The 25,954-nt window shown below is 40.7% G+C and carries 26 protein-coding genes; 13 read left to right on the top strand and 13 right to left on the bottom strand.

The features are described 5' to 3' along the window. Positions 1–97: 97 nt before the first annotated feature. The 7 genes from ACPPVU_RS00315 (at position 98) to ACPPVU_RS00285 (ending at position 8,640) form a co-directional block, all read left to right on the top strand. Positions 98–1,018 (top strand): cyanophycinase, encoded by a 921-nt coding sequence (locus ACPPVU_RS00315; protein ID WP_426669691.1) that lies wholly within the window; start codon positions 98–100, stop codon positions 1,016–1,018. Between the two features lie 143 nt (positions 1,019–1,161). After that, on the top strand, positions 1,162–2,004 hold the full coding sequence (locus ACPPVU_RS00310) for an isoaspartyl peptidase/L-asparaginase (RefSeq protein ID WP_426669690.1): 843 nt from the start codon (positions 1,162–1,164) through the stop codon (positions 2,002–2,004). A 68-nt stretch (positions 2,005–2,072) separates the two neighbouring features. Beyond that, positions 2,073–2,699, top strand: a complete 627-nt coding sequence (locus tag ACPPVU_RS00305) for a hypothetical protein (RefSeq protein ID WP_426669689.1) — start codon at positions 2,073–2,075, stop codon at positions 2,697–2,699. Positions 2,700–2,879: 180 nt separating this feature from the next. Beyond that, positions 2,880–5,027, top strand: coding sequence for a carboxy terminal-processing peptidase (locus ACPPVU_RS00300; protein ID WP_426669688.1), 2,148 nt, complete (start codon positions 2,880–2,882; stop codon positions 5,025–5,027). Positions 5,028–5,119: 92 nt separating this feature from the next. Next, positions 5,120–6,187 (top strand): ligase-associated DNA damage response exonuclease, encoded by a 1,068-nt coding sequence (locus ACPPVU_RS00295; RefSeq protein ID WP_426669687.1) that lies wholly within the window; start codon positions 5,120–5,122, stop codon positions 6,185–6,187. After that, positions 6,184–7,800: an ATP-dependent DNA ligase gene (locus tag ACPPVU_RS00290; RefSeq protein WP_426669686.1), complete on the top strand. Its 1,617-nt coding sequence runs from the start codon at positions 6,184–6,186 to the stop codon at positions 7,798–7,800. The genes ACPPVU_RS00295 and ACPPVU_RS00290 overlap by 4 nt, the downstream gene beginning before the upstream one ends. A gap of 138 nt (positions 7,801–7,938) precedes the next feature. Continuing rightward, a complete protein-coding gene (locus ACPPVU_RS00285; RefSeq protein WP_426669685.1) occupies positions 7,939–8,640 on the top strand; it encodes a uracil-DNA glycosylase family protein in 702 nt (233 codons plus the stop codon). A gap of 10 nt (positions 8,641–8,650) precedes the next feature. Here the strand turns inward: ACPPVU_RS00285 and ACPPVU_RS00280 are convergent, their stop codons facing one another. Together ACPPVU_RS00280 and ACPPVU_RS00275 are read right to left on the bottom strand one after the other, a co-directional pair. Beyond that, a complete protein-coding gene (locus tag ACPPVU_RS00280; RefSeq protein WP_426669684.1) occupies positions 8,651–9,394 on the bottom strand; it encodes a hypothetical protein in 744 nt (247 codons plus the stop codon). Positions 9,395–9,737: 343 nt separating this feature from the next. Beyond that, positions 9,738–11,711: a YfbK domain-containing protein gene (locus ACPPVU_RS00275; RefSeq protein WP_426669683.1), complete on the bottom strand. Its 1,974-nt coding sequence runs from the start codon at positions 11,709–11,711 to the stop codon at positions 9,738–9,740. 82 nt (positions 11,712–11,793) lie between these two features. Between ACPPVU_RS00275 and ACPPVU_RS00270 the strand changes: the two genes are divergently transcribed. The 3 genes from ACPPVU_RS00270 (at position 11,794) to tnpA (ending at position 14,154) form a co-directional block, all read left to right on the top strand. Further along, the gene (locus tag ACPPVU_RS00270; protein ID WP_426669682.1) at positions 11,794–12,363 is read left to right on the top strand and encodes an RNA polymerase sigma factor; all 570 of its coding nucleotides are present in this window, start codon (positions 11,794–11,796) and stop codon (positions 12,361–12,363) included. After that, complete coding sequence (locus ACPPVU_RS00265) at positions 12,356–13,669, top strand: carboxypeptidase-like regulatory domain-containing protein (protein ID WP_426669681.1); 1,314 nt, start codon at positions 12,356–12,358, stop codon at positions 13,667–13,669. The genes ACPPVU_RS00270 and ACPPVU_RS00265 overlap by 8 nt, the downstream gene beginning before the upstream one ends. A gap of 62 nt (positions 13,670–13,731) precedes the next feature. Further along, positions 13,732–14,154, top strand: a complete 423-nt coding sequence (tnpA, locus tag ACPPVU_RS00260) for an IS200/IS605 family transposase (protein ID WP_426669680.1) — start codon at positions 13,732–13,734, stop codon at positions 14,152–14,154. 69 nt (positions 14,155–14,223) lie between these two features. On the opposite strand, the gene ACPPVU_RS00255 is transcribed toward tnpA, so the two are convergent. The 6 genes from ACPPVU_RS00255 to ACPPVU_RS00230 all read right to left on the bottom strand — a co-directional run bounded on the left by ACPPVU_RS00255 (position 14,224) and on the right by ACPPVU_RS00230 (position 19,127). Next, on the bottom strand, positions 14,224–14,955 hold the full coding sequence (locus tag ACPPVU_RS00255) for a DUF4197 domain-containing protein (protein WP_426669679.1): 732 nt from the start codon (positions 14,953–14,955) through the stop codon (positions 14,224–14,226). A gap of 34 nt (positions 14,956–14,989) precedes the next feature. Next, positions 14,990–16,000 (bottom strand): anion permease, encoded by a 1,011-nt coding sequence (locus ACPPVU_RS00250; RefSeq protein WP_426669678.1) that lies wholly within the window; start codon positions 15,998–16,000, stop codon positions 14,990–14,992. Positions 16,001–16,009: 9 nt separating this feature from the next. Further along, the gene (locus ACPPVU_RS00245) at positions 16,010–16,660 is read right to left on the bottom strand and encodes a DUF47 domain-containing protein (RefSeq protein ID WP_426669677.1); all 651 of its coding nucleotides are present in this window, start codon (positions 16,658–16,660) and stop codon (positions 16,010–16,012) included. Positions 16,661–16,741: 81 nt separating this feature from the next. After that, the gene (locus tag ACPPVU_RS00240; RefSeq protein ID WP_426669676.1) at positions 16,742–17,806 is read right to left on the bottom strand and encodes a sensor histidine kinase; all 1,065 of its coding nucleotides are present in this window, start codon (positions 17,804–17,806) and stop codon (positions 16,742–16,744) included. 208 nt (positions 17,807–18,014) lie between these two features. Further along, positions 18,015–18,548, bottom strand: coding sequence for a YceI family protein (locus ACPPVU_RS00235; RefSeq protein WP_426669675.1), 534 nt, complete (start codon positions 18,546–18,548; stop codon positions 18,015–18,017). A 66-nt stretch (positions 18,549–18,614) separates the two neighbouring features. Continuing rightward, the gene (locus ACPPVU_RS00230) at positions 18,615–19,127 is read right to left on the bottom strand and encodes a VIT1/CCC1 transporter family protein (RefSeq protein ID WP_426669674.1); all 513 of its coding nucleotides are present in this window, start codon (positions 19,125–19,127) and stop codon (positions 18,615–18,617) included. Positions 19,128–19,294: 167 nt separating this feature from the next. Between ACPPVU_RS00230 and ACPPVU_RS00225 the strand changes: the two genes are divergently transcribed. Further along, a complete protein-coding gene (locus tag ACPPVU_RS00225; RefSeq protein WP_426669673.1) occupies positions 19,295–19,819 on the top strand; it encodes a hypothetical protein in 525 nt (174 codons plus the stop codon). 44 nt (positions 19,820–19,863) lie between these two features. On the opposite strand, the gene ACPPVU_RS00220 is transcribed toward ACPPVU_RS00225, so the two are convergent. The 5 genes from ACPPVU_RS00220 to ACPPVU_RS00200 all read right to left on the bottom strand — a co-directional run bounded on the left by ACPPVU_RS00220 (position 19,864) and on the right by ACPPVU_RS00200 (position 24,468). After that, complete coding sequence (locus ACPPVU_RS00220; RefSeq protein WP_426669672.1) at positions 19,864–21,174, bottom strand: carbohydrate porin; 1,311 nt, start codon at positions 21,172–21,174, stop codon at positions 19,864–19,866. A 219-nt stretch (positions 21,175–21,393) separates the two neighbouring features. Next, entirely contained in the window at positions 21,394–21,810 is a 417-nt protein-coding gene (locus ACPPVU_RS00215; RefSeq protein ID WP_426669671.1) for a Fur family transcriptional regulator, read from the bottom strand. A gap of 44 nt (positions 21,811–21,854) precedes the next feature. Next, complete coding sequence (locus tag ACPPVU_RS00210; RefSeq protein WP_426669670.1) at positions 21,855–22,514, bottom strand: HD domain-containing protein; 660 nt, start codon at positions 22,512–22,514, stop codon at positions 21,855–21,857. Positions 22,515–22,711: 197 nt separating this feature from the next. Next, the gene (locus ACPPVU_RS00205; protein WP_426669669.1) at positions 22,712–23,206 is read right to left on the bottom strand and encodes a hypothetical protein; all 495 of its coding nucleotides are present in this window, start codon (positions 23,204–23,206) and stop codon (positions 22,712–22,714) included. Positions 23,207–23,298: 92 nt separating this feature from the next. Next, entirely contained in the window at positions 23,299–24,468 is a 1,170-nt protein-coding gene (locus ACPPVU_RS00200; RefSeq protein ID WP_426672232.1) for a THUMP domain-containing class I SAM-dependent RNA methyltransferase, read from the bottom strand. 84 nt (positions 24,469–24,552) lie between these two features. Here ACPPVU_RS00200 and ACPPVU_RS00195 point away from each other — a divergent pair, with 84 nt between their 5' ends. Both ACPPVU_RS00195 and ACPPVU_RS00190 read left to right on the top strand, forming a co-directional pair. Beyond that, positions 24,553–24,915: a DUF3127 domain-containing protein gene (locus ACPPVU_RS00195; RefSeq protein ID WP_426669668.1), complete on the top strand. Its 363-nt coding sequence runs from the start codon at positions 24,553–24,555 to the stop codon at positions 24,913–24,915. Positions 24,916–25,100: 185 nt separating this feature from the next. Then, a complete protein-coding gene (locus tag ACPPVU_RS00190; RefSeq protein WP_426669667.1) occupies positions 25,101–25,832 on the top strand; it encodes an acyl-CoA desaturase in 732 nt (243 codons plus the stop codon). The last annotated feature ends 122 nt before the right edge of the window (positions 25,833–25,954 follow it).

The raw sequence follows: 25,954 nt of genomic DNA, 5'->3' as shown, positions 1-25,954 counted from the left end.
CTGCTTCTTTTTATTTTAAATTTGTAATACCAGCTGATTCAATGCCCCGGTAGTCAGCTTATAAACCAGAGATTTAACCATTTTAAACCAATTAGATATGATTGCTCCAAAAGGTAAACTGGTAATTATTGGCGGCGCTGTAGATTTAGGTAGCAACGTCAGCTCGCAGGAACGTATTGTGCCCCAGGATCACCTCAAGTTTTTTGACCTGGGCATAGTCAGAAGGATGATAAACGAGTCGGCTAGGCATGAAGGCTCCGTAGTAGAAGTGATCACTACTGCATCCCCGATACCCGAATTGGTAGGTGCTGAATACAACAAGGCTTTCAAACAGCTTAATGTACCCAAAATTAATACACTGGATATTCAATCGCGTGAAGATGCCGCTAACAAGAGTTATCTTGACAGGGTTCGAAAAGCCGATATCGTAATATTTACCGGAGGCGATCAATTAAAACTTAGTTCAATATTCGGCGGGACAGAGTTTTTGCAAATATTAAAAGCCCGTTATCAAAAGGAAAATTTCATGATCGCAGGTACATCTGCAGGGGCAGCAGCACTTTCTGCCCATATGATCTATCGCGGGCAAAACAACGAAGCGTTGATAAAAGGGGAAGTACAGATCACTGCCGGATTGGGATTTATTGATGCTATTATTATCGATACCCATTTTGTACAACGTGGACGCGTTGGCCGACTAATGTACGCTGTGGCGAGTAATCCGGGTATGTTGGGTATAGGGATGGGCGAAGACACAGCTTTGCTGATTACAGACGGGATCATAATGGAAGCAATAGGGCCGGGCCTTGTCATATTGGTTGATGGTAAAAACATGGTTGAAACCAATATTTATGATGTGGAATTGGGCTCACCAGTATCTATTGAAAACCTGAGGCTGCATGTAATGTCTATATTTGATAAATATGATCTGCTACAGCATAGATTATCTATAAAAAAGATCGTAAAGGTAGAGGAGGGCGTTTTTATTAAAGGCCCGGACAATGATTTCATGCAATAAACCGTTACTTATAAGTTAAGTCGGAAAGTCAGAAAGACCGGAAATCGGAAAGATGTTTTCCTGGATGACTTTGGAGGTGGTGTTTTAGAGCTTACCGACCTATGCGGACTTGCCGACTTACGGACTAACAAAATTAATTGCGGATGAAACTGATTATTCACGGGGGATTTTTTAGTGAGTCAAATACAAACCGGGAGCTGAAGTATGCCAAGCAGCACGCGTTAGGGGAAATTGTTCAGTCAGGATATAAATACCTGGAAACACATAATGCCATTGAAACAACGGTTTATACCGTTAGCCTGTTGGAAGATTGCGACCTTTTCAACGCCGGTACAGGCTCACAAATTCAAAATGACGGTAAAATAAGAATGAGCGCTTCATTAATGAATGGCAAAACCATGCAATTTTCGGGTGTTATCAATATTGAGGGTGTAAAAAACCCAATTCGCGTAGCCGAAAAGCTATTAACCATGGAGGATAAAGTTTTGGCCGGTAAAGGGGCTATTGAATTTGCACGGAACAATGACTTTGCCTTATACGATCCCGCTACTCCACAACGGCGTCAAGAGTATGAAAAAAAGTTAAGCGATTCTATCCGCCAGGGTACTGTTGGTTGCGTGGCATTGGATATTTATGGTGACCTGGCCGCAGGCACTTCCACGGGAGGTAAAGGATTTCAAATACCGGGCCGGGTAAGCGATTCGGCTACTGCGGCCGGTAATTATGTAAACGAATATGCCGGTATATCCTGCACCGGTATAGGAGAAGATATTGTGAGTGGTGCCGTGGCACCTAAAATTGTAACAAGGGTGACTGACGGTATGAGCCTGCAATTGGCAACTATGAAAACCTTAAATGAATTAAAGCCGTTTGACGGTTTTGCCGGTGTAATAGGTATAGCTGCAAATGGCGAAACCTACCATGCAGATACCCACCCCTATATGATTTGGGCATTGCATGATGGACAAGTGGAAGTTTTTAATTAACTTTGCAATTAATTGTTAGTCAATTTTATAAGTATATTAGTTAACGTAAAATTAGCAGGACAGATTTAATGCGTTTAAGATTAATTATTTTCTTTTGTGCCATCAGCTTCCCGGCGTCAGCTCAATTCTGGCAAAAAATAGGTTTCAAAAAAAAGCACGACATTTTACCCGAACTTCAATTATCAAAAAACAATTCCATTAGCCATATATCCAATACATTGAAGCTTAACGGTTTGCAGGTGCAGCCATTAGTGCTTGAACAATGTGAATTCAGCCTGGAAGTGGCTTCGGTAACAGTAATGGAAATGGCGAAACACAATATGCGTTTCAGGATATATAATGATGCCAGCTATAATTTTAGTGACCTGGCTCAGATTTATATCAAACTACATCGCCTTTCGGAAGCTAAATGGTACTTGTTGCAGAGCAATAATATATCACGCCAGGAAAATGACGATAAGCATACAATCTCAAACCTAATAAACCTTGCAGCCGTAAAAGTAGACATTGGCGATATGCCGTCAGCAAAAGCGGATTTGCTGGAAGCAAGGGACATGGCACGCGCAAAGGTGATGCAAGCGGAAACTGCTGAAATAGAAAAGAAGATATTACTACTGGCGCAGAACAATACGACTACCGTTAAGCCGGACGTAAAGTATGCTGAATCAGCAGGGAGCGAAAAAAAGGCATTATAACATACGCCACTTAAACTATTGGCGTTAATATTAATCAAATAAAACATTATTTGTAATATTGTTATTTCTATGACATGGAGACAGTATTTACACTGTCTCTTTTTATTTACATTAGCAAACTTATTATAGGCACGAGTATTGATGTTTTATAGGAATTCAGATTTAAGGAGAGTAAAAGATATGTTTAAGAAGCTATATATTCTATTGGTGCTTGGTGCAGCGCTGGCTTGCAAAGCATCCCCATCACACCCAATTAAAGTTGCCGGATCAAACGATTTGCAGCCGGATGCACAACAAACAGTGGTATGTAAATACATTGCCGGTTTAATTACCGAGTATAATTATAAAAAGGTTACACTTAATGATTCTATATCGCAGGTAGTTTATGATCGTTACATTAAAGCACTTGATGAAAACCATAATTATTTGCTGGCATCTGATATAAAAGATTTCGATAAGTATAAAACCGTATTGGATGATGATGTGAAAGACGGAAATCTCACGGATATATTCTACATATTTAATGTGTATCAAAAGAGGTACAACGAACGCATTAAATATTCAATAGCGCAGCTGGATAAGAACTACGATTTTAATACGAACGAAAAATTTACATTCGACAGAGACAGTTTGCCATATGCTGCTTCTGAAACGGAGATGAATGATGTCTGGTCAAAACGTGTTAAGTATGATATGCTTAACCTGAAGCTGGCCAATGCAGATATGGCTAAAAATAAGGAGACTTTGAGAAAACGATATGAAAACTTATTGTCTCAATCTAACAAGCTAAATAACCAGGATGTGTTCCAGATATTTATGGATGCATTCACCAATGCTATTGATCCGCACACTAATTATTTTAATCCATCAAACGCCGCCAATTTCAATATTGAGATGTCGCGTTCATTAGAGGGTATTGGTGCTACACTGCAATCAAAAGACGAATATGTAACTATAGCATCGATTGTGCCGGGCGGCCCTGCTGATAAAGGCAAACAATTATCCGCTGAAGACCGCATTGTGGGCGTAGCACAAGGTAAAGAAGGAGAATTTCAGAATATCGTGGGTTGGCGTATAGAGAATGCGATTGCCCTTATCCGCGGAACGAAAGGCACCCTGGTTCGGCTGGAAGTATTAGCTAAAGGTACCAGTACCAGCAGCAAACCTAAGATAATTGAAATAGTTCGCGAAAAGATCATTTTAAAGGATCAATCGGCCAAAGAAGAAATACGCACTTATAACTCAAACGGAAAGACTGTAAAGATCGGTGTTATTTCTATCCCGGCATTTTATATTGATTATAACGACTATAAATCAGGCAATCCAAATTATAAAAGTACAACCCGCGACGTAAAATTGATATTGGATACCCTAAAACGTGAAAACGTTGATGGTGTGGTGATCGACCTTCGCGAAAATGGTGGCGGTTCATTGATGGAGGCCATTGATTTGGGCGGATTATTTATTAAAACAGGTCCGATAGTGCAGGTACGTGATGCACGTAATCAAATAGAGGCTGATAATGACGAAGATCCTTCTATTTCTTACTCTGGCCCGATGGCTGTTTTGGTTGATCGTTTCAGCGCTTCAGCATCAGAAATATTTGCAGGCGCTATGCAGGACTACGGTCGTGCGCTAATCATCGGTACACAAACTTATGGTAAGGGTACTGTGCAAAATGCGATAGACCTGGACAAAGTGATCAAACCATCTGCCAGCGATTTAGTATCAAGAATAACCGGTAAAACCGACAAGAGTGTTTCTACAGGCAGTCAGGGCAAATATGGTCAGCTTAATTTGACGATAGCGAAGTTTTATCGCATCAGCGGAAACTCAACTCAGCATAAAGGAGTAACTCCTGATATCAAATTCCCTTCGGTGATACCGTTGGATAAATACGGTGAGGATACCGAACCGTCTGCATTGCCATTCGATGTTATTGCCAAAAGTGATTATACCAAAGTAGGTGATTTTACTGCAGTGGTACCTACATTAAATAAACTGCATGATCAGCGTATGAGCAGCAGCAATAGCTATAAATACCTGACGGAAGAAATCGCTGATTTTGCTAAACACGAAAGTGAAAAAAGTATAAGTCTTAACGAGCAAGAGGTAAAGAAACAGCGTGATGCTGATGAAGCAAAATCATTTGAGCGGGATAATCTTAAACGTGAAGCGTTAGGTTTTAAACCATTGAAGAAAGGTGAAACCAGGCCAAGAAATGAAGATCTTGATTTCTTAAAGATCGAAGCCGGTCAGATATTGACAGATTATATCAACCTGGGCAGCAAATACACTACTACTACCCCTGTAAGCCAGGGTCAATAAGGAAATTTAAAATAAAAGTATATTTATATCCCGGCCGCAAGCCGGGATTTTTTTGTTTAAAACTAATTGAACAGGATAAAGGTTTATAAGCTATGCCGAAAAAACCGTTGCTTGAATTTACTGACAGGGGAATATACTGCGAGCAGGGTAAATTTTACATAGACCCGTGGAAGCCGGTCGACGATGCCGTGATCACCCATGCACATGCAGACCACGCCTATTTGGGGCATAAACATTATTTAGCACATCATTTATCAAAACAAGTACTATTATATCGTTTGGGTGATATTCAATTACAAACTGTCGAGTATGGCGAAAAGGTAGTAAAGAACGGTGTAGAAATTTCACTTTTCGCGGCAGGACATGTGATTGGTTCGGCACAGATACGTGTGGAGTATAAGGGAGAAGTATGGGTTGTATCAGGTGATTATAAAGTAGAGGATGATGGCATATCCACCCCATTTGAACCAGTAAAATGCCATCGCTTTATATCCGAGTGTACTTTTGGGATGCCTGTTTACCAGTGGAAGCCACAAGTAAAGATATTTGAAGAGGTGAACAGTTGGTGGCGGAGTAATTTAGACAATGGATTAGCTACTGTTTTGGTTGGATACTCATTGGGTAAGGCACAGCGTATTCTGCAAAATCTTGACTTATTTAATGGCAAGGTTTACACACATGGTGCTATTGAGAATGTGATGCAGGCCCTGCGTAATAACGGTGTGCAATTGCATCCTACGGAACGGATCACCTTCTCTACACCAAAAGAAGATATCAGGAAAGGCATTGTGCTGGCGCCACCATCAGCAGTTGGGTCAGCATGGATGAGACGGTTTAGTCCATTTAATTTTGGCTATTGTTCGGGATGGATGGCTATACGTGGTGCTAAAAGGAGGAGAGCAGCTGATAGAGGCTTCGTATTGTCAGACCATGCTGATTGGGACGGGCTCATTAGTGCTATTGATGCTGCCGGTTGCGAGAAAGTTTATCTAACACACGGCTATACAGCTACATTTTCAAGGTACCTGAATGAGATCGGTTTTGATGCTCAGGAAGTACATACATTGTACGGTGGTGAAGAAGAAGAAACAGTTGTCCCGGAAAATACAGACGATAATAAAGTACTACCCGTTGAAGAAGATTTGGGAGGGGTATCATGAAGGCCTTCGCACAACTTTTCCTTTCACTTGATGAGACAAATAAGACCAATGAGAAGGTAAAGATTTTGAAAGGCTATTTTATTAGTGTGCCTGATTCGGATAAAATGCACATGCTGGCATTGTTTACTGGTCGCAAGCCTAAGAGGCAGATCAATTCTACCCTGATACGCAACTGGGCCATAGAGGCATCCAATATACCTGGATGGTTATTTGAGGAAAGTTATCACGTTGTTGGCGATTTGGCAGAAACCATGGCCTTATTGATGCCCCAGAATACTGCAGGGAGCAATAAATCACTAACTGAATGGATAGCTGAGATCAACATGCTTGGTGATAAGACCGAGGAAGAACGCAAATTATGGTTGATGGATTCGTGGGCGATGCTGGATGGGCAGGAGCGATTTGTATTCAATAAAATATTGACTGGTGGTTTCCGTGTTGGCGTATCACAGAACCTGGTGATCAAAGCACTGGCTGAAGTTGCTGGATTAGATGCGGCAACCCTAACTCACAGGGTGATGGGTAAATGGGAACCAGAGACTTATCATTACAATCAACTGATACAGGAGCAGGGCGCTTCTGATGATATATCCCGACCTTACCCTTTCTTTTTAGCTTATCCTATACAGGAAACATCCGAGAAGCAACGCTCGGTTGAGGAATTGCAGGGCACTTTGGGTGATGCTGATCAATGGCAGGCTGAATGGAAATGGGATGGTATCCGGTCACAAATGATCAAAAGGGATGGCAAAATATTTATCTGGAGCAGGGGGGAGGACCTGGCGACTGAAAAGTTCCCCGAGCTGCACCCTTTTTTGAATGCCCTGCCTGATGGTACTGTATTAGACGGCGAGATACTGAGTTTCCGCGATGGATTGCCATTGCCTTTTAATGTACTGCAAACGCGTATCGGCCGTAAAAACCTGAACAAGAAAATTCTGGAAGAAAGTCCGGTGGCAGTGATTACCTATGATTGCCTGGAATATGCAGGGGAAGATATCAGGTCAAAAACACAAAGCGAGCGCCGTGAAATATTAGAGAGATTGCAAGCTGCAACACCCTATCCCGAAATATTCCGCCTATCAGCCTTGATCAACTTTAATAGTTGGGATGAGCTTGCAGTTATTCGGGAGCAATCAAGAGCTATGATTGCTGAAGGTATTATGTTGAAACGCAAAAGCGCCACTTATCAGGTAGGCCGTCGTAGGGGCGACTGGTGGAAATGGAAGATCGATCCTTTATCTATTGACGCGGTAATGATATACGCCCAAAAAGGTCATGGCCGTCGGGCCGACCTGTATACGGATTACACTTTTGCTGTTTGGGACGGCGATAAATTGGTACCTTTTGCCAAAGCTTATTCGGGTTTAACCGACCAGGAGATCAATAAGGTAGATAATTTTATCAAAAGGAATACCATCGAAAAATTTGGTCCGGTACGCACTGTAAAACCGGAACTTGTTTTCGAGATTGGATTTGAGGGCATTAATCGCTCTACGCGGCATAAATCAGGTGTGGCGCTTCGTTTTCCACGCATTTTAAGGTGGAGGCATGATAAGCCTAAGGAGGAAGCTGACACGCTGGATACTTTGAAAGCGTTGCTGGGAGAATAGTTACAGGGGTGTCATGCTGAGCCCGTCGAAGCATGGTGGGCATGGCCTCTACGCCATATCCTTCGACAGGCTCAGGATGACAGCGTTCTTTTGTTAACTACGCTATTTATTCTAAATCCTTCTCTTTAATTTAGCCAAATGACCTTTGCTGATAAAGTGATCCGCTTTAACGATCAATTGGAATATACTGGTCCTGTATTACCGCAGGGTATCCGGATTATGAATCCTTTTCGGGAGTTTGAGCAAACTACCCGTATCAGTGAGCTATTTTACCGTAAATATTATAATGATGATAATCAGCGCCATATCATTTTAGGGATCAATCCCGGCAGGTTTGGAGGCGGAATAACGGGTATCCCATTTACAGATCCAAAGCGCTTAAAATCAGAATGCCATATTGATTACGACGGAAAATCAGCACATGAGCCTTCGTCTGTATTTGTGTATGAGATGATACATGCCTACGGTGGTGTGGAAGCATTTTATAACAAGTTTTATATCAATTCACTTTGTCCGCTTGGTTTTACAACCGTTGATAATAGTGGTAAGGAAAAGAACTACAATTATTATGACAGCAGGGAGCTTGAAAATACCGTCAAGGGCTTTATAGTCGATAATATCAGAACACAAATTGATCTTGGTGTCGCAACTTATATTTGTTTCTGCTTCGGTACGGGTAAAAATGAGACCTATCTGCGTAAGCTAAACGAGAAGCATCATTTTTTTAAGGAAGTGATCGCATTGGAACATCCCCGGTTCATCATGCAATATAAAGCCAAATCGAAGCAATTTTATATTGATAAGTATATTGAGGCCTTTAGCAGGATTGAGATGCAATAATAGCTAACACTTAATATTTGATTATTGCGCCATTATTCAATTCGAACCATTGACCTCCAATAAAAACATATTTATTGTCCTCTAAAAATATTTCGGGAAAATTACCTTCAATATGACGCCTATAAGTTGTATTGTGATAACTAACCTTTACTGTATCATATAAATCGTGTTTTATGCTATAAAATACTTTTAGTTTCTTATCAAAATGCAACGTACTTCTGTTTGTATAATGATAATTTGTTTCAGGATTATTTGTTGACATTGAATTATCTCTAACGCTTGCAGCAATCACATAATTCTTTTTGCGGGTTACTAATGCAAACTTTACATTGTATTTTTTTATCAAATCACCCGACTCCCAATTTGTATAACGTAACACATGTAATGCTTCATACAATTTGTTATTACTTACACAAATTATCAATGAGTTTCCAAGTCCTAAATTTGAACCGCCCCTTACTTCATAATTTATTTTAAGAAATTGCCTACTTAGATAAGACGTTTCAGGAAACACATCCCAATAATCAAAGACCTTAACCGTATCCCTTAAATAAATAACACACAAAGTATTACGTGCATAATCAGGTAAGACCTTTACTTTCACCGTTCTACCTTCGAGAGATAAAATGTTAAAAGTTCTTGTATCTTTTTTAGTCTGAACTATTCTGTTCTCCAATAATTCATCCTGGGCAAATAAAACACTATTAGAGATAAATAAAATAAGGGATAAAATCAATAAGAAACGCTTGCTCATCTATCAAAAACTAGATTATTGGTGTAATTGCATTTGATTGTTATATATATGATTAGAAGATATTTTCTCGCTAAGTGCATTGGATTAAAACCTAAATCTAATAAACATTTGAGATTTAAATAATTATCTTCTATCATATTATTTAATGCGTATCCGGCTGCGGTTCTTGTAGTAATAGTTCTAAGAAATCGACTTATGCTGACCCTAAAAAAATAAGTTTCCTCTGCGTTCTCATGGAACAAGTCAGGGTGTTTTTCAAATCATCTCAATTAAATAAAAAGCAGGGCCACTCTGCAAGGCCCTGCTATAGATAAAGTATAGGAAAGGTTTAGGTTCTTTTTAATTATTCTTTAGTGATCAGTTGATCGTCCTTGGCCAATGCTTTTGCTGCTTCTGCCAGTCGCACAAACTCCGACCGATAGCCATCATCATCCTTCCCTTTCGCCTCCTTAGCTATACTGATGGCCTGGTCGAAGCTGCTCTTTTGTTTAAATTCTGAACCGCGCAGCAACATCCCAAATTCAGCTACTGCTGATGCAAAGCGGAAATCAGAAGTGGTGCTTTTGAAATCTAGTGGTCTGTCAGTAACGGTTGCGCTGCTCATTTTGCTGGTGCCCGAATCGGGTTGTTTGTAGCGGAATTTAATGGTCATTAATTCATTTGAGCCAGACTCGCCACCAACTGGTGCATCCTTTGTTTTCTGATATTTCAGAGGATCAACACTTGATGAATAATCATCCTTAACACCAGTTGATATAACTTCATAAAATGCTGTGACTGTGTGTCCTGAACCCATATCGCCGGCATCCTTTTTATCATTATTAAAATCCTCTTTCGCAAGTAACCTGTCTTCATAACCTAGCAAGCGATAGGCCTGTACTTTTGCTGGATTAAATTCCACCTGCAGTTTTACATCTTTTGCTACCATGAACATAGTACCACCATATTCGCTGATCAGGGTTTTACGTGCTTCGGTCAGGTTATCGATATAGGCGTAGTTGCCGTTACCTTTATCAGCGAGCGTTTCCATCTTACTGTCTTTTAAATTACCCATACCAAAACCCATAATAGTGATAGGCACATGGCTGCTGCGTTCGCGGGTGATCAGGGTTTCCATATCGCCATCGCTTGAATCACCGACATTAAAATCGCCATCGGTAGCCATAATGATGCGGTTATTACCGTTCTTCATAAAGTTTTCGCGGGCTATTTGATATGCCAATTTAATACCCGCACCACCGGCAGTTGAACCGCCTGCCTGTAATTGATCAATGGCTTCTTTAATCACATCTTTTTGATCGCCGGGCGTTGAGGCCAGTTTTAATCCAGCTTGTCCGGAGTATACCGCAATGGCTACCCTATCTTGCGGGCGTAGTTGGTCGACCAGCATTTTCATGGCAGTTTTCACTAGCGGCAATTTATTAGCTTCCCCCATCGAGCCTGACACATCCAGCAAAAATACCAGGTTGGATGGTGGCAATTTATCCATATCGATAGTTCTGGCCTTTAAGCCAATGCGCAGCAAACGGTGCTTAGGATTCCATGGAGCGGATGAAAGTTCGGTATGAATAGCCACCGGTTGATTTCCTGTTGGGCCGCTAAGGTCGTATTTAAAATAATTGATCATTTCTTCTATCCGCACAGCATCAGCAGGAGGCAATTGACCATTATTGATAAACCGCCTTACGTTGCTGTAAGAGGCAGCATCCACATCGGTAGAAAAGGTAGATAGGGGATTATCCTTTGCCTGTAAAAAGCCGTTTTCACTGATAGATTTATAGCTTTCATCAGCAGGACTGGCTACATTATTACTAATATAACCATTACTGTTGGGTGTATTTAATGTAGCCACTCCTCTGATTTGAATAGGTGCGCTATTAGTCGGCACATTTTTGTCATATACGGCAATGCCTGCTACTTTTCCCTGTAAACTTCGTGCACTGGCTTTAGATACACTGCCAGTTCGATTAGTTTCCTTTTGAACACTATAGCCGGTTACCACCACTTCGTTTAAACTACTGGCTGCAGCATCCAGGTAAACATTCAGTGTATCGGCTTTACCTATCGTTACATTTTTAGTTTGGTAACCTACAAACTGAAAGATCAAACGATCTTTTCCTTCAGGGACATTAATAGCGTAAGCCCCTTTTTGGTTGGTTACCACACCAATGTTAGTGCCTTGCACTTTAACAGTTGCGCCAATAATGGGCAATTTGTCGTCGTTGCCAAACACGATTCCGGTAATATGACGGGTAGTGCTGGTCTTAAATGATGCCAGTGCGGCGATCATCAAAGTAAGTAATATAAGCTTTCTCATTTCCGTTGGTTTTTGCCTTAGGGATGCAGGGATAATCATATTTCCATAAGCCGACGAAAAATTTTAATTTTCCGGTCTGAAAATGAGCTTTTTTAGCAAACCAGTTAATACCGATAATACCAACGACGAAGCACAACTGAATAATTACCGCAAAAGCGGTGATATTGCGGTTTTAGGTGGATTGTTTGAAAACTATGTACCCCTGATATTTGGCGTTTGCTTAAAGTATCTCAAGGACGAAGACGCAGCAAAAGATGCCGTGATGGGCATATTTGAGGAACTGATTGTAAAAGTGAAACAGCATGAGATAAAGCAGTTCAGGAGCTGGGTGTATGTATTGAGCCGCAATTATTGCCTGATGCAGTTACGGTCTGGTAAAAAAGCAGAAGTAATTTCTTTGGATGAGGTTATGGAATTTACTCCTTTTCTGCATCCTGAGGATAACAATAAAGAAGAAGCCCTGAAGGCTTTGGAGCGATGCATGGACAAGTTAACGGCGGTGCAAAAACAAAGCGTCGACTTGTTTTATTTAAAAGAGAAGTGCTACAAAGAGATAGCTGATATAACAGGATTTAGCCTGAATGATGTGAAAAGTTATATTCAAAACGGGAAGCGCAACCTGAAAATATGCCTGGAAAAGAGTAGTGGATAGAGAAAAAGACATATTGCAGATAAGTAAGTACCTTAAAGGTGAACTTGATGCACGTGCCATGCATCAGTTGGAAAAGCGTGCTTTGGACGATCCTTTTCTGGCGGATGCAATAGAAGGTTTTGAACAAGTAAAAGGAGATCAAAAAGCCAATCTTGGTGATTTGTCTGATCGTTTACACAAACGTATCGCCCAAAAGGAACGGCGCATCATTCCATGGGGACCTTTATCTATCGCGGCATCTATACTGATTTTTATTGGTGCGGGTATATGGTTCTTAAGCGGAAAACAGCCAGAGAAAACGGCAAGGCTTGCACAGGATATAAAGGTTGAAAAGAAGCAACCGGATACTATTGCAACATCATCTCCGTTGGCTGCTGTAACTACTGAAAAAAGTACTGATCAAATCAAGCCGGTACAGCCCATTGCTAAACCCTCGGCTGGGAAAAGTACCAAAGACAATACAGAGCAGTTGGTGGTAAAAGAAGCAGATAAAGAAATTGTAGCAGCTGAACCTGTAGGAAATTCAGATCAACAGGTTGCAGAGCTTTATAAACCAAAGAAAGATTCTGTTGCCACAAATGAATTAATAGTAAGCAACATGGCTCAAAGTAAGAAGGCGAATAGCAGTTTAGCCGAAGTTGCAATTAAACCGAAGCAACCTGCCCCTGCTACAGAAACTTTATTAAAAAGCCGTGCAGATGGAGTCTCCGCAACTCCTGCCGATGGTACCGGCAGAACAATTACAGGTATAGTAATAGGCAGTGATGACAGGCAACCAATAGTAGGAGCAACGGTTAAAGTATTAGGTAGGCCTTTCGGCGTAGTTACGAACGTACAAGGTAAATTCACCCTTCAGGATGTAGCTGGCGATCAGACTTTGGCGGTAAACTATATTGGCTATAGTCAAAAAAGAGTAAATGTGAGTAATAAAGACTCTTTAAGTATCAGTCTTGAGCCTGCAGGCAGTTCACTAAGCGAGGTTGTTGTTACTGGTTACGGCGTTAAAAAGAGTAATGACGATGCAGAGATAGCAGATGTAACTGATGCGCGTCCAAAAGATGGCTGGCACAGTTATAACCAATACCTGAAGAAGAATGCTGCATCGCCCGACGGGAAAACCGGAAAGGTAAAAATATCATTTATGGTAGCCGCAAACGGCAGTCTCAGCCAGCTTAAAGTTACCAAAGGCCTGAGTGATGCAGCTGATAAAAAAGCTATCGACCTGGTAACCAATGGCCCGGTGTGGACTGGTAGTACTGATGGCAGGGCTAAAGAGGTGAGTGTGAGTATTAACTTTCATCAATAGCGATGGGTTTCAAACCCATCGCTATGAAAATATAAGATAGATATAATTTACCTTTTAACCTTATGCCACAAAGTTATTCATCCTTATGGGTACACCTCATTTGGTCTACAAAAAATCGCGAACCAATATTAATCCCCTCTCTAAAAATCGAAGTTTTCGACGCTATTAAATCAATAGCAAATGATTTTGAGATCTACCTGGATTGTATAAATGGAATTGAAGACCATATCCATCTGCTGATCAGGCTGCGTACAGATCAATCAGTCGCGAATGTTGTAAAAACAATTAAAGGTAATTCGTGGGAACATTTTAAAGACGATCCTGAAAAATATATTTCATGGGAGGATGGTTTTGCGGCATTTTCAGTTAGTCCTGACAATGTACAAAAAGTTCGAAATTATATTTATAACCAGGAAACTCATCATCGTGATAAAACATTTAGTGATGAATTAAAGGATATTAAGGAGGGGACTAAGGCAAAATAGTTTGTTATATAGCAAGAGGCTACTTACATAGCGATGGGTTTCAAACCCATCGCTATAGATAAATATTTATTAATTCCCTTTCTTATCCGCAAAAGCAAATACCTTTTGCATTAACGGGGTTGACCTGGCATCAGGCAAGTTCTGACGGATCTTTAATTCTTCCTGGGCAATTTCAACAAACAGGCCTTCAATGGCTTTTTGAGTGGCATAATCTGTAATATCCGGATTCAGGTGTTTTACAAATGGCAGCTTGTTATATTCAGCAGCAGCAGTTCCGTAATATTTTGTGGCGCCTACTTTATCAAGGCTAACTTTTATAACCGGTTTAAACTTAGCAGCTAATTGGATTGTAGTAGTTCTTTTAAAATATTGCGTGGCTGCATCGTTTGGCCCAGTTAATATTCCGGTGACATCCTGCAAAGTCATATGCTTGATGGCATCCAGAAATATAGGCTTCGCTTCTTTTGCAGCATCTTCGGCAGCACGGTTAAGTGAAAGGATCACATTATCGCACAGGCTGTTCATTCCCATTCCACGTAAAGTGCTTTCCACCTTTTTTGCTTCGGGCGGGAAGAGGATTTTAACGGCAGCATTACCAAAGAAACCATTCACAGCCGAAAGCTGGTCGGTACTTTTTGAAGTGCCTTGTTGCAAGGCTTCTTTTAACGCATTTCCAATATCTAAGTTTGAGGGAATAATTTGCGGATAGTCTATCGCGGTGTTTAACGGTTTATAGCTATCAAAGCTCGTGAGTGTAAAGCCCACAAGCAAGAGTGGTAGTAACAAGTATACTTTTTTCATAGGTTTAATCAATACAGTAATAACGGACATAAAACTAATGTATTACCCGAAGTAAAGCAAATACTCCACCGGCGATTAATCCAGAGATTGGGATAGTGATGATCCATGCCCAAACCAGGTTAATGGTTACGCCCCAGCGAACTGCTGATAAGCGTTTGGTTAGCCCGACACCAATGATAGAGCCGGTAATGGTGTGTGTGGTAGAAACCGGTATGCCGAAACGTTCTGTAAAAAATAATGTGATCGCACCGGCAGTTTCGGCACTTACACCTTCCAAAGGAGTGATCTTGGTGATACGTGAACCCATTGTTTTAACGATCTTCCATCCGCCAGAAAGTGTACCTAATGCTATGGCCGAATAACAGGCTAATGGTATCCAGTTAGGCATATGACTGCCAGATGGGATCACTCTTGCTGCGATTAGTGCTACATAAATAATACCCATTACCTTTTGAGCATCGTTACCGCCATGTGCAAAGCTTAGTGCTGCTGATGACACCAATTGCATTCTTTTAAACCATTTCTCGGCAGTTGAAGGCCTGGAATTTTTGCTTAGATGCAATACAATAATGGTGACAAAGTAGGCGATAATCAGGCCCATAAAAGGAGCGACTACAATATAGGCAATGATCTTTAATATGTAACCCATGTTGACCGCACTTAAGGCTGATGAACCCATATACAAAGCATTTGTAATACCGGCACCGGCAAAACCACCTATCAGCGTGTGGGACGAGCTGGACGGTATGCCAAACCACCATGTGATCAGGTTCCAGCTTATAGCGGCTATAAGGCCGGCCAATAATACTGGTATGGTTACAAAATGTTCGACTACTATTTTTGAAACAGTATTGGCAACTTTATGCTCTTTAATAAAAAAGAATACAATAAAATTAAAGGTAGCAGCCCAGAGCACCGCCTGGAAAGGGGTTAATACTTTGGTGGATACAATGGTAGCAATGGAGTTAGCTGCATCATGAAATCCGTTTGTGTAGTCAAATATTAGCGCAAGGCAAATTACAACAACGAGTGACGAGGTTACCATTTATTGTGATTAGGCGTTTTTAACTAAAATTGATTCCATAACGTTGGCTGCATCCTCGCAACGGTCTGTGGCTGTTTCCAGTGCTGCTAATATTTCTTTGTACTTTATAAGGCGTATTGCATCGGTTTCATATAAAAACAGGTCAGCTACGGCGCGGTCAAATACATAATCGGCCTGGTTCTCTACGCTGTTTATACGGATGCATGAGTCGGCAATGTTGCGTACGTTCCTGAGGTCTTTTAGCTCACGTACTGCTTTTTCTAAATCCTGGCTGGCTTGTAGTATCAGTTCGGAGAGTTTGCGGATATGTTCGTTAAAATCATCTATTCTGTAAAGACTCATGCGGTTGGCGGCGCCTTGTATAAAATCGGCAACATCATCAATAGCAGTAGCTAATGAGTGGATGTCTTCACGATCAAATGGGGTGATGAAGTTTTTACCAAGCTCCAGGTAGATCTGGTGGGTGATCTCATCACCTTTGTTCTCTAATTTATCAATCTGTTTAAACAGATCCTCACGGGTATTAAAATCATTGGAATTAACCGCATCAACCAAAACCATTGACATGGCGACTACATTATTGGCAGCCTGTTCGAATAGCGGGAAGAATATTTTTTTGTCCTTAGGTACAAAGTATTGGAAGATGGAATTAAGTGACATATAGAATATGTTTGGAGTCGGAATTATATTTTCTTAATATTAAATTATTGCAAAAGTAAAGTTTACAATGTTAAGTTAGTGTTAACTCTTCAATGAGGGTATCACCGGGAAAGGGATAGCCTGCTTCGCTTTTTGTAGTGTAAAGCCAAAAGTTGAGCCCAATCCTTCTGTACTGCGAACATTGATGGTTTGATCATGAGCTTCAATAATATGTTTAACAATTGCAAGGCCAAGCCCGGAGCCACCTATTTGCCTTGACCTGCTGGTATCTGTACGGAAAAAGCGTTCAAACAGGCGTGGTAAATATTTTTCTTCGATGCCGATACCATCATCTGTTACTTCAACCAAAACCTGGTCATGCAGTTCAAAAAGACTGATCGAGGTGCTGCCATCCTCTTTGCCGTATTTAAATGAGTTATCGATCAGGTTAACCAATACCTGCCTTATTTTCTCCCTGTCGGCGCTTACCAATATGGGCTCATCATATTTTTGCTTGAAGACGAATTTGATCTTATGTTCTTTTGCTTTAAGATCCAGAGAATCAAACACTTCCTTGATCAGGTCATTGATCTTGAACTTGCTGTAATTGATGGGCATTTCTCCGGTTTCCAGCTTTGATATCTCGTCAAGGTCTTTGATCAGGTAGCTCAAGCGGTCAACGTTTTTTGATGCTTTTCCTAAAAACTGGTGGGCCATTTCTGTATCCTCAAAATCATCGTCTATTATAGCGTCTATATAACCTTGTATGGCAAATAATGGAGTTTTAAACTCGTGTGAGATGTTTGACAGGAAATCACGTCTGAACTTTTCTTGTTTGCGTAAATCATCTATCTCGGTTTTCTTTTGCCTGGCCCATTCTTTTACTTCGTGTTCCACATCGTTTATCGGGTCGGCTGTAACATGTTCGCCCAGAGCATCGCGCAGATCGCGACCGAGTTTCAGGTTATGGATGAGTTTGTAGATAAGTTTGATCTTTGAATAGATATACTTTTCGAGCAGGATATAAAAAGTCACAAAACTGATGGTCAGTGTCAGAATAAAAGTGACACCCACATCATACCAGCTATGCTTAAAATAATAATTAACAGCCGACACGGTGATTGCTACAGCGGCTGCATTGATAAATACCAGGACACGCAATTTCATATCCGTAAAGTTACAATTTGTATGTGATTGCTTGATAGTTACAGGCTATATCAATGTTAAATTATGGTTATTTAATTGTGAGGATATAGGAAAGTCATCCTGTCCGCCTTTAGGCGGATCAGGATCTCACAGGACAGGTAGCTGCCATGGTATTCACTTAGCATGTGGGGTGCCGATCCGCCTTAGTCGGACGGCATGACTGGGAGGGCTATTTCGCAGCTTCCACATCTATCGTAATATTCACATCGTTAGACATGATCATACTTTTGCCGCCAACGTCATAATCTGAGCGTTTTATTTGCAAAGTTCCCTTAAATGAGGCTGTATTACCTGTTTCGGTATAGGTAAAAGGAATATCTACCGTGTTGGTCTTGTCTTTAATGGTCAGATTAAAAGTGCCGGTATAACTATCGCCGCTTTTATGCTTTAATGAAACTGATTTGATCGTAATTTTTGGATACTTAGCCACATCAAAATAGCTGTCGCTCCTTAAATGCTCATCACGTGTGTCATTGCCGGTGTTAATTGTATTTGTCTCGACAGATGCTTCTATTGAACCGGCATCTAAATGAGCAGGATCGAACTGAATATCTCCTTTGAACCCGCTGATATTTCCCCCGGTGTTGACACCAAGATTTTTTATCTTGAAAGTAATGGTTGATTTGGTGACGGTGTATTTAGACTGGGAAAAAGCCCATGTACCAACAGACAATAACAATATTAACGCAAAATGCTTTTTCATACAGCTAAATAAACGACGTTAAAAGCATTATCATATCCACTCTGCTTTTTATTGTTGAAATACAGATCAATCGCTTACACCTAATGTGCCCAGCCAGATACCTAAAACAAATACAATACCCCCGCCAATAATCACCTGAATAACGGTTGACCATAAAGGAGTTTTCATGAATCTATACCTGATCATGGCTATAACTATTAACTCAACTATTACAACAATATAGGCGAAATGCAAGGCAGTATTTAAGTCGGCAATAAGGAAAGGAAGTGTATGTAACATGCCCCCCAAAGCTGTCGCGAAACCGGTTATTATACCTCTTGACAGCGGAGTGCCGCGCCCGGTTACTTTACCATCGTCGGATAAAGCCTCAGCCAGGCCCATGCTGATTCCGGCACCTAAAGAGGCGGCGAGGCCAACAAAGAATGCTTTATGTGTTTGATGCGTTAACCCGGCAGCCGCAAACAGTGGCGCCAAGGTTGATACCGATCCATCCATTAGGCCGAGCAGGGCCGGTTGAACCTTTTGCAAAACATATTGTGCGTCAGCTTTTTTAGAATGTGTATGATTTTTTGTAGTCATAGAGTATTGATAGCGCTTAAAGATAATATTGGCCAATATCTAAAAGAAATCTGTTGGAAATCAGATTTTTTAATTGCAGCTGTTTTTTGTAACCCGCTAAACGGGGCTTCGACATAATAATATATAACCGATGTTTTTTATATTAGCGCTACCAAAACCTGTCACAAATGGAGAAAGAGGAATTTAAGTTCAGTTTGCTGCAACCAGCATTATCAATGATGTTTTTAATTGCAGCAGGTTATTTTTTTTCAGATACGTATAATCTGTATCTCATTACCCATAATCCGTTTGTATTCATTATAATTTTATTGTGTTTCATTTACATGATAAAAAACCTGCGTATAGGTTTATTTACATTAATGGGAAAACCGGCCATCATTTTAACCAATGAAAGTATTGTTATAACTGCTAAGAATGATACTATTAAATGGACCGATGTCGGAAATGTATATATGACCTATAGTTCAATTGGGGTGATAAACCTTGTCAAGTTTCGCTTCGTTACCATTAAGGTTCGTGAACCCGAAAACTACCTTAAGATGGTTAAAAACCCATTCATCAAAAAATATCGTTGGTTAACAAGAAATTGGCGAACGAGCTCATTCGAAGTCAGTTTATTTTTGGTACGAGGTGATGACGATGAAATTTATCATGCCATTTTAAAATATTATAAAAGTAACCGGGGTTTCTAATTAAAAGACTTACGAAGTTTTTAAAAGGTAAGTCTGCTATGATATTAAAACTCCACATGCACCCTGATACCAAATACATTCACTGGTCCACGGTCAGCATTGTATGCGGGGTGGAGGATGAACTGGTAATCGGGGGTGAGCCAGAATTTCTTTTGATAGGCGTTGATCTTATAATATACCTCAGCGATCATTTCGGGCGAGTAGTTCAGCCTGCCGTCACCGATCAGGAAGCCATATCCCCCTGCTGCCAAATAGTCACGGTGGTCTTTTGACAGTCCGTTGCCGATAAATGCCAGCCCCAACTCATCATCACTGCGCTTCCACGAAGTGCCTTTAAGCACCGCTCCAAGACTTACTGAACGATCTATTTCGGTAAAAAACCATGTTTCGGTATGCCCGTCGTTATAGCTGGTTTTGGCAAATACGCCGAAATCTTTTGTTAGGTATTGATCGGCACTGATACCAAAACCATATTTATGGCGACCATAATGTTGCGTAGAATCTACATCTGGTGCGGTTGGGTTTTGGTTAATTGCCTCACGATAATTGCCGAATTTACCATTATTGGTAAAGGCCAGTATGCGGACTGTACCTTTTTGCCCGGATAAGGTATAGCGTTTCTCAAACTCAATAGTTTGCGTATTGGCTTTGGCTATTTTAGAGTCCCATACAGATTCATTCGCCTCCGTGGTAACCATGGTAAAGGCAAAACGCAGTGTCCAATCCGGCTGACCTAATTCGGCTGTAGCTCCTAAAACATAACCGCGGGTGTTGGCCGGATAATCCCAGGCGCCGTTATCCATCAGCGACCAGTTCATGAACTGTGTTCTTGGGTCGTGGCTAAAATTGTTGCCGTCAAAAAAATCGGCCATACCAAATTTTCCTACGGCGATTGAGAAATAACGCTTGCTTTTTAATCCCCCCAATTGGTTGACATCATCTTCAATTGTGTCTTTTTCGGTTCCCCATTCAAAGTTCTGTTTTAAATAAAGGCGCGCGATATAGATCTTTGGCTCTGCGGCACCTACTCTGAATGTCTCCCCATTAGGAAAGCCCGCTACACCCAATGTTTTGCTTAAACCTGCGCCGCCAGATAGTTCAGGGTTAAAATAGGCCTCGGCACCTTTCCATAAACGGGCGCCTCCATACAATGCTGATGTAATCGAGGTTTGGGTTTCGGAAGTTGTTATTAAACTATTTTGTCCGCTATAAGGAGCACTAAACGCAGGCTTATATTGCGTGACCGTGGTTTCCTGGAAATGGAAATTAAAACGTTGCTGTTTAACTGTATCCTGCGCAAAGGCAAGATCCACACTAATCAACAAAAATATAGTAAAGAGTAGGCTTTTAATCATCCGGCTAAATTTTGGAAAAATGGATTATTCGTATTAAGCCCTTGTTAACTAAGGAGATCATTACAATTTTGTTTTATTAGACAAATCTAATAATAAATTTAGACTAATCTAAATTTTAAATAGAAAATAAGTTAATCCAACCAATACTTCTTAAATGGATTTCAATTCTCTTATTTTTTTATGCAAAGTAAGGTGTTGAACCAATGCAATGGTATTGCATTAATTTTTGCATTTGTCGCAGGTGCCTTTAACGATGAGGTTCATCTCAGAAGGAGCAAAACCATTAGGCAACATAACGTCAGGGATTTTGGAGTTAGGGAGGCAGAAGGTTTCTTTACAGGAGTTACAATAAAAGTGAACATGCAGATCATGGTGCTCGTGGTCATCACATTCTTCGGGGCATAGGGCGTATTTGGGTGTTCCGGTGCCATCATCAATCGTATGGGTCAACCCTTTTTCTTCAAAGGTTTTAAGGGTACGGTAGATGGTGGTCCGGTCGGCAGGCTCCAGGTTCTTTTCGATATCACTTAAACTAATGGCTGAGTTTTGTTGTAAAAGAAGGTCAAGCACTAACAAACGCATCGCTGTAGGATTGATCTTTTTATCTACTAATTTCTGTTCAACCTGTACTTTCATGATATTGAAGATAAGCTGTTTAAAATTTCAGCAAAGCTAAATCTTTACTGCTGTACAAATGTTCCGGTTTCATCAAAAAACTGCTGCAGGTATAGTTCCATAAAATGATGTCGTTGTTCGGCCAGTTGCTTGCCGGTGGCAGTGTTCATTTTATCTTTCAGGAGCAATAGCTTTTCGTAAAAATGATTGATGCTTGGGGTAGCAGAGTTTTTATACTCTTCTTTAGTCATGTTTAGATTAGGAGCGATCTCCGGATTAAAGATCTCGCGACCTTTGAAACCGCCATAACTAAAGGCCCGTGCAATGCCGATAGCACCAATTGCATCAAGCCGGTCGGCATCCTGTACTATGTCCAGTTCTTTGGAGTGGAAAGCCTTTTTATCAAACCCGGATTTAAAAGAGATATGCCTGATGATCTGTTGAACATGCGTAATGGTTGCTTCATCCATATTCAACTCATTTAAAAACTTACCTGCTGTTGCCGGACCGATCTCCTCATCGCCATTATGAAACTTGCTGTCGGCTATATCATGCAGCAAAGCAGCTAACTCTACCACAAGCATATCGGCCTGTTCATGCGCTGCAATTCGTTTTGCATTTAGCCAAACGCGGTGAATATGCCACCAGTCATGCCCGCCTTCGGCGTTTTCTAATGTTTTACGAACGAAAGTGATTGTCTTTTCGATAGTTTCTGCGTGCTTCATGATGGAGTCAAGAATTGAGAGTCAAGAACCAAGAGTTAAGAGTCAGGAGTTAAGAGTCAAGAATCAAGAAAATAGCTTCACGGGTGAAATAAAAGAAGATATATCTACAGAATATTTTAGCAAGGCCTATAAATGAGTTATTTTCTGATTCCTGGTTCTAATATCCTGACTCCTGAATCTTTCCTCTTGATTCTATCCTAGTCTAACTTATATTTTACTAATACTGTAGGCAAAAGCGTCACATTATCCAACGGAACCTGGTTTGTAGATAAAATAGGTTTATGCTTTTGATAAAAGTTGTAAAGGCCTTTGTGTGGTGATGGAGCGCCGTCAGCAGGAGGAATAAAACCTACTGAAAATGATAATATAAAGTCGTGGGACTTTTCATGATCAGGTATTACCCATTTATTACTTGATTTTCTTAAAGCTTCGATCAATGGTGGAGCTAAAATAGCATCATCTGCGTAATAGATCACCAATTTTTTGATAGCGCCTTTTTCGTCAGCGGTAAATTTAAAAATTACAGTACCGTTTGCTTTACTTCTGATGATGTCCTTTGACACCATAATGCTGTCACTGAAAAATTGCGTCATAGCCTTATCGCCTCCCTGGAAAGGGAAAGCCAATTGTTGCTGTGCCATGCAATAGAACGATAGTAATAAGGCAGTAGTTAATAAAAAAACTTTCTTCATTAATAGTTGATTAAGTTAGATTAGGTTGACTAAGTTGATTGGGTTGAATTTAACTTAATCAACCATTCTCTTAATCAACTAATCAACGATATCTATTCCTTCGGTTCTCTTTTGCTGCCCTCGTACAGCTCATATTCGAGCAGGCGGCAATCAAGTTTACCATTATAAAATTCAATTTTGCGGGCTGCACGCAGACCTATTTTTTTGGCCAGATCCGGGTTACCGGTAAATATGTAACCACGATAACCGAGGCATTTCTGCTTCATAAAATCACCCACGCGTTTGTAGGTTGCTTCCAGTTTGCTATGTACACCCAGGCGTTCGCCGTATTCCGGGTTAAACATGATGATGCCCGGTTCTTCAGGAACTTCCGTGTCCGCAAAATCACAAACGCTAAAATCAATTAAATGTTCTACACCTGCAGTTTTTGCGTTTTTTTGAGCGATATCTACTGCATCAGCAGACAGGTCGGTAGCGATGATCTTAAAGTTGAGCGCCTTTTTACCCCTGTCCTTTAGTTTGCGACGTTCAGTAAAAAATACTTCCTCTTCATAGCCCATCAGGTGCATAAAACCGTAATTCATCCTGAAAAAGCCCGGACTTTTATCTGTGGCCAACAGTGCTGCTTCAATAGCCAGCGTACCCGAACCACACATTGGATTAATAAATGTGCTGTTCTTATCCCAGTTGGTAGCCATTATGGTGGATGCAGCCAATGCCTCTAACATAGGTGCTTTACCTGGTATTTTACGGTAGCTATGTTTAGCAAGCGTTTCGCCGGATGTATCTAAAAATATCTCGGCTTTATCATCCTGCCAGTATAAGTGGACAACAGCTTTATTCTGCTCTGGTCCGGAGTTTGGCCTGATGCCTTTTTTCGCTTTTATCCGGTCAACAATAGCATCCTTTACCTTTACATTGGCGAAAAGCGGTGTAAGGATATGTTCATTATTAACATTCGAGGTAACTGAAAAATACCCTGTAAAATCGATCAGGTTTTCCCATTCAATTTCGACCAGGTTATTGTATAATTCCTGCGGATCAGCCGCCGTAAAGCTTTTTATAAGATAGATGACCTGGCTTGCACAGCGAAGGTTAAGATTTAGTGCAACACAGTCATTAACAGTTCCTAACAACTCGACACCGGTGGGGAAAACCCGCACAGGGGTAAAGCCCAGTTCTTCGACCTCCTTTTGCAGGTAGACGGATAACCTTTTGTTACAGGTTATGATTATTTTACTCTCAGTGTGGAAAACTTGCATAATTAAGTTGGCGAATTTATGAATTAAATAGCCGCTATTTAATTTCTTAACCATTAACTTTACATTTTTAATTTTGTTATAATCATGGAAATTAAGGGTAAAGTACACGAGGTATCACCTACAGCACAGGTGACCGAATCATTAAAGAAGAGAGAACTGATTGTTGAATATATAGAGAATCCTCAGTATCCCGAATATTTAAAATTTGAAGCAATACAAGATCGCTGCAGCCTACTGGATAATATCCGCGTTGGCGATGATATAGAGGTTTTCTTTAATCTGAAAGGTCGTCCGTGGACAGACAAAGCAGGCAAAAAGAGCTATTTTAACTCGCTGCAACTATGGAAAGTGAATGTTCTTTCGGGCGCTAACGGTAATACCGTGCCTGAATATGCTCCTCCTGCTAACATTAGTTCAGCACCGGATGAGGATGATCTTCCTTTCTAAATCAGTTAGCAGTTGCCGGCAGGCTTTTGCTTAAACATTAATAAAAAGAGCTTTCCGATATCGGAAAGCTCTTTTTAGTTATAGAAATGTTAAAAAAACGGAAGTAAATAATCTTTAGCGAAAAAATAGCCTAACTTTGTCCCCTCAATTATAAACTGGCAGTCAGTTTAGTTGTTATTACATCAATGATCATATTAGCTTTTTTTCTCTGTCACTGGTTTTTCTCCCTGTTCTTCCAGACATTCTTTTTGCACCGTTACGCATCTCATAAAATGTTTAAAATGAATAGTTTTTGGGAGAAGGTGTTTTATATGTGCACGTTCTTATTCCTTGGATCGTCATTTTTAAACCCTCGTGCTTATGCCATTATGCATCGTATGCACCATGCTTACAGTGATACCGAAAAGGACCCTCATTCGCCGCATTTTATCAAAGATGTTTGGGGAATGATGATAAAGACAAAAAACATTTACATGAATTACCAGCGGTTTCAAATAGAGCCTGAGCCTCAATTCAGAGACCGTTATCCTGCATGGGGATTTATTGACCGGATAGGCGATCTTTGGATTACGCGTGTCTGCTTCGGTCTGTTATATATTGCCTTTTATATTACGTTTGCCAGCTATTGGTGGATGTTCCTGTTATTGCCGATCCACTTTTTTATGGGACCGATCCATGGCGCTATCGTTAACTGGTGCGGGCATAAATACGGTTATTCTAACTTTGATAACGACGATCACAGCAAGAACACCCTGCCTTTTGATTTCCTGATGCTGGGCGAGTTGTTCCAGAACAACCATCACAAAAAACCAAATGATGCCAACTTCGCCAAACGTTGGTTTGAGTTCGATCCATCATACCCGGTTATTAAACTGATGCATAAGTTGAGGATCATTCAGTTGAGGAAGGTCGGTTGATTAGGTTGGATTAGGTTAGAATAAGTTGCTTGGTTGAATAAGTTGCATTAGGTTGATTTGGTTAAGATGAATAAAACCTAATCAACCACTCTCTCAATCAACTTAATCAACTTCTCTCTTAA

This window comes from Mucilaginibacter sp. McL0603 (assembly GCF_049992945.1).
In the GTDB taxonomy this organism is placed as follows: Bacteria; Bacteroidota; Bacteroidia; order Sphingobacteriales; family Sphingobacteriaceae; genus Mucilaginibacter.
This window is presented reverse-complemented; position numbering and strand designations above follow the sequence as displayed.